The organism is Streptococcus pseudopneumoniae ATCC BAA-960 = CCUG 49455 (genome assembly GCF_002087075.1).
GTDB lineage: Bacteria > Bacillota > Bacilli > Lactobacillales > Streptococcaceae > Streptococcus > Streptococcus pseudopneumoniae.
In genome coordinates this window covers 1-4,223 of the sequence record NZ_MWSM01000077.1, presented here as the reverse complement: position 1 = coordinate 4,223, position 4,223 = coordinate 1, and the positions used below count along the sequence as shown (strand labels likewise).

8 protein-coding genes are annotated in these 4,223 nt (G+C 44.8%); all 8 read left to right on the top strand.

Annotated features, from left to right (window positions below; genetic code table 11):
* Nucleotides 1-20: 20 nt before the first annotated feature.
* Nucleotides 21-554: a hypothetical protein gene (locus B4W83_RS11885; RefSeq protein WP_001105679.1), complete on the top strand. Its 534-nt coding sequence runs from the start codon at nt 21-23 to the stop codon at nt 552-554.
* The gene (locus B4W83_RS13080; RefSeq protein WP_000036642.1) at nt 547-699 is read left to right on the top strand and encodes a hypothetical protein; all 153 of its coding nucleotides are present in this window, start codon (nt 547-549) and stop codon (nt 697-699) included. The genes B4W83_RS11885 and B4W83_RS13080 overlap by 8 nt, the downstream gene beginning before the upstream one ends.
* Before the next feature lie 10 nt (nt 700-709).
* Nucleotides 710-988 (top strand): DUF7365 family protein, encoded by a 279-nt coding sequence (locus tag B4W83_RS11880; protein ID WP_000134981.1) that lies wholly within the window; start codon nt 710-712, stop codon nt 986-988.
* A gap of 15 nt (nt 989-1,003) precedes the next feature.
* Nucleotides 1,004-1,480, top strand: coding sequence for a hypothetical protein (locus B4W83_RS11875; RefSeq protein WP_000227062.1), 477 nt, complete (start codon nt 1,004-1,006; stop codon nt 1,478-1,480).
* A gap of 6 nt (nt 1,481-1,486) precedes the next feature.
* Nucleotides 1,487-1,807 (top strand): hypothetical protein, encoded by a 321-nt coding sequence (locus B4W83_RS11870; protein WP_000381731.1) that lies wholly within the window; start codon nt 1,487-1,489, stop codon nt 1,805-1,807.
* 5 nt (nt 1,808-1,812) lie between these two features.
* Nucleotides 1,813-2,595 (top strand): phage upper tail fiber protein, encoded by a 783-nt coding sequence (locus tag B4W83_RS11865; RefSeq protein ID WP_000067166.1) that lies wholly within the window; start codon nt 1,813-1,815, stop codon nt 2,593-2,595.
* Nucleotides 2,596-2,935: 340 nt separating this feature from the next.
* On the top strand, nt 2,936-3,265 hold the full coding sequence (locus tag B4W83_RS11855) for a phage holin (protein ID WP_000191485.1): 330 nt from the start codon (nt 2,936-2,938) through the stop codon (nt 3,263-3,265).
* Nucleotides 3,266-3,267: 2 nt separating this feature from the next.
* The coding region (locus tag B4W83_RS11850) for an N-acetylmuramoyl-L-alanine amidase family protein (RefSeq protein WP_000350542.1) at nt 3,268-4,223 on the top strand (956 nt) is incomplete at its 3' end.

Genomic DNA, 4,223 nt, shown 5'->3' with positions numbered 1-4,223 from the left:
AAAATGAAAGGAAATAAGGAATGAATTACGAAGTAGCAATCAATCCCTACTTGAAAGGTGGGGAAAATGTAACAGTTGTCGCAATCAAGATGGAAAACAAGGGGCGCTATTCTTATGAGCAGTGCGAATTGCCAGGTGACCATACACAGGATAGTGAGGACGCCCTTATCCAAGCGGTTTTGGAATTGGTTCGCACCGAACTTGACCCGACTAGTGCCATTGTCAAAAACCAAGAACAATTGGCTAAAACGACGGAAGCGCTGGAGAGAGCCAACCAGCTCATGGATGGCATGCAGAAGGTCAATCTCCAGAATGCTCAGGATATTGAGGATATCTTAGCGCGATTGGAAGAGCTGGAAGCTCAAGGAGAGTCTGACCAGGAGGAGACCGACGAGGACACCCCTCAGGTTACGGACACAGAAAACCAAGCTGAAGAAGCACAACCAACCCCAGCGGTAGAAGATAAGAAAGAAAGCGAGAAAGAAGATGACATTTCTGAAACGACAAACCAAGAGAGCCCTAGTGAAGACAATGGAGGTAGCAGCAATGAGTAAGATTACACTAGACCAAGCCAAAATCGACATGTACATCAACCTACTGGAACGTGGAGCAGTTGACTTTTCATGGGTACATAAACGCTGGAAAGACCGTGTGCGCAAGGAATTGAAGCGACGTGGTTTGAGCCATCTGGCAAACTAGCGAGGTGTTTATGACAGAGATTGAGCACTTATTGATTCGGTTTCTCTTTTCTCTGATTCCTGTGGTTGTCTTGTACTTTTCCATGAAGGACAGGGCAACCAAGCAGGAAAATCGCATGACAGCCATAGAAAAAGACATTGAGAACTTACGCGAATTTCGAATGTCGGCTAACAAAAGATTGGATAACCATGACGAACAAAATAAGGCTATTCTGGTGCTGGCTGAACAGGTCAAATCGCTAGGTGAAGATGTGAGAGAACTGAAAACCTTGATACAAAGTAAACAGTAAAGAAAGAGGTGCAGAATGGTCTGTAATCTCAATATGACCAATTTGCGGCAAATTGACGGTGGGCACCTGATTAAGCAAGGGGACTTGGCTTCCACCTTTGGTTTTGCCCTCTTAGACGAAGATTACCAAGTCATCTCCTCTCTGGAAGGGAAGGAGGCACTGATCAGTCTGACCAAGGAGGGCTACCAGTGGAAGAAGCAGGTAACCGTTACCGGTCAAGGTGTGAGTTTTCATCTGGACGCTATCTTGCCCATTGGGAGTTATCGCTTGGAAATCACGGCTGGAGGCTATGTTTTCCCCAGTGATAAATCTGTCCATATCAAGATAGTGGCCTCAGATAAAGAATTGGTCACAGAGGAAGTCCATGCTTTAAAAGAGCTGGATATCGCAGAAGAAGTAAAAAAACAGCTTGCAGGTAGAACTGTAGGCGAGAGCCTAGTAGGTCAGGAATTGCCAGACCTACTCTTTTATTACAATTTAGGAAAGGTGTAACACAAAATGGATACTACAAAATTAACAGCATTTGCGCAGGCAGTGGGGGAAGATAACAAAAAGGTAAACGAAGAGCTGAAAACGAAAGTCAGCACGTCTGACATGAACCAAGCAATTACCCGTGCTAAATCCGAGGTTAAGGCTGAAATCTTGGGTGAGGGGACGCCTGAAAATCTTGACACACTGAAAGAAATCGCGGAAAAAATCACAAGTATGGGACAAGATGAAAATAGCGCACTTCTTGGCAAAGTAACTGAAGTCAGCGGACGTGTAGACCAGATTGCCAACCTTGACTTGGTCGCAACCTATAACGCAGCGAAAGCGTGAGTGCTATGAGTAACCTTGAAAATCTAGCAAGAGCAATCGGTGAGGATGTCAAGGCTATCAAAGAAGACTCAGAGCTAAAGGATAGGGAGGTTAAGAAAAGACTGGACACCCTTGAGAGTAGACCGAAAGTCCATCCAGAAACCCTCGTTACAAAAGCGGAGCTGGAAGAGAAAGGCTACTTGACCTCCCACCAAGACTTGTCTACTTATGCCCAAAAATGGGAGTTGTACAATGATATCCCCATCAAGGCTAGGATTTCCGCCTTAGAAAATCGTCCATCATTCGATACGCTGACACCGACTCAACGGGATAGCTTAAAAGGGGATAATGGGCATAGTTTGAATGCCAGCGTTCGTATTGAGGGTTCTTATAAGAATGGCTCTACTAGCCGATTGAATTTGTTTGCGGATGTATTCTACGATGGCGAAGCAGTCACGAGCGGCTATACTCTTGATTATTACTATCGTGGTTTTGGCTATACAAACTGGCGTTCTTTGAGAAATCAGACCCCTGATTCAGCAGGAAAATTTGGCACATGGAGTGCTTCTCAGCGTTCTGGTGGTTGGTTTGAAGTTCGCATTGAAGTGAATTACAGAGGATTGAGAGCCTCTGCTTTTACCCATTTGGATAATGTCAACGATGGTGAACAAGGGCGAAGTGGAGTTCCAGGTCAGAACATTGTCAATCAGAACGGTTCGCAGGCACTCAACTATTGGGCCGGTACGCAAGAGCAGTACGATGCTATTACTACCAAAGACCCTCACACGATTTACGATATTTTTAAGTAGGTGAAGCTATGAGAGATAGAGTAAGAATCATGTTAGGAAGTAGAGAGATTGTCAAGCGCTATATTGGCGATAGGTTGGTGTGGTCGAGTGGACCGTCATTATTATTGGAAGTGTTAAACACAAGAATGTGGCAGTACTGGGGTGGGTACAATATTGATATTAAAGGTAATGATATTAAGGTTGCTGCTATACGATATGTACAACTCAATAATAGCAGATTAATAAGAATTCAGGCTGATATGTATAACCGAGGAGTCATATATCTAACTGGTACAAACTTAAGGGAGTATATAGGTACCGTTAATGTTAAGTTTTATAGAGAATAGAAAGGAAACAACACATGACACAATTTAATGAATTTATTATCGCTTTTGCGACAGGCTTTTTAGCAGTAGCAGTAGGCAGTATCGTGAAAATGGTGAAAGACTATCTTTTGCGAAAAGGCGGAGAGAAAGCGGTGATTATCGCTGAAATCCTAGCCAAGAACGCAGTTCATGCCGTGGAGCAGGTGGCTGCCGAGACAGGTTATAAAGGTGATGAAAAGCTAGAGCAAGCTCGTGATAAAGTTAGAGCTGAGCTGACCAAATATAAGATCAGCATGACCGATAAGGACTTGGATACCTTTGTGGAGTCCGCAGTGAAGCAGATGAACGACGCTTGGAGGGAGTAGAGATGGATATCGATACAAGCAGACTACGTACAGGCTTGCCACAAGTAGGCTATGCGCCATATCGACAAGTGCACGCTCACTCTACGGGGAACCGTAATTCTACCGCTCAAAATGAGGCAGACTACCACTACAGAAAGAACCCTGAGCTTGGTTTCTTCTCTCATGTGGTTGGTAACGGTCGTGTCCTGCAGGTCGGTCCTGTAAACAATGGTGCCTGGGACGTTGGGGGCGATTGGAATGCGGAAAGCTATGCGGCAGTTGAATTGATTGAAAGCCATTCAACTAAAGAAGAGTTCATGACAGACTACCGTCTCTATATCGAACTCTTACGCAATCTAGCAGATGAAGCAGGTTTGCCGAAAACGCTTGATACAAGCAGTTTGGAAGGTATCAAAACACATGAATACTGTACCAATAACCAACCAGACAACCATTCAGACCACGTTGACCCGTATCCTTATCTTGCCAAATGGGGCATTAGCCGTGAACAGTTCAAGCAGGATATTGAAAGTGGATTGACAATTGAAGTAGGTTGGAAGAAGAACGATACAGGCTATTGGTATGTACACTCAGACGGCTCTTATCCAAAAGACAAGTTTGAGAAGGTCAACGGCACTTGGTATTACTTCGACGGCTCAGGCTACATGCTTGCAGACCGCTGGAAGAAGCACACAGACGGCAACTGGTACTGGTTTGATAACTCAGGCGAACTGGCGACAGGCTGGAAGAAAATCGCTGAGAAGTGGTATTATTTTGACACAGAGGGCGCTATGAAGACAGGATGGGTCAAGTACAAAGATACTTGGTATTACCTTGACGGTAAAGAAGGTGCTATGGTATCAAACGCCTTTATCCAGTCTGCGGACGGAACAGGCTGGTACTACCTCAAACCAGACGGAACAATGGCAGACAAGCCAGAGTTCACAGTAGAGCCAGACGGCTTGATTACGACTAAATA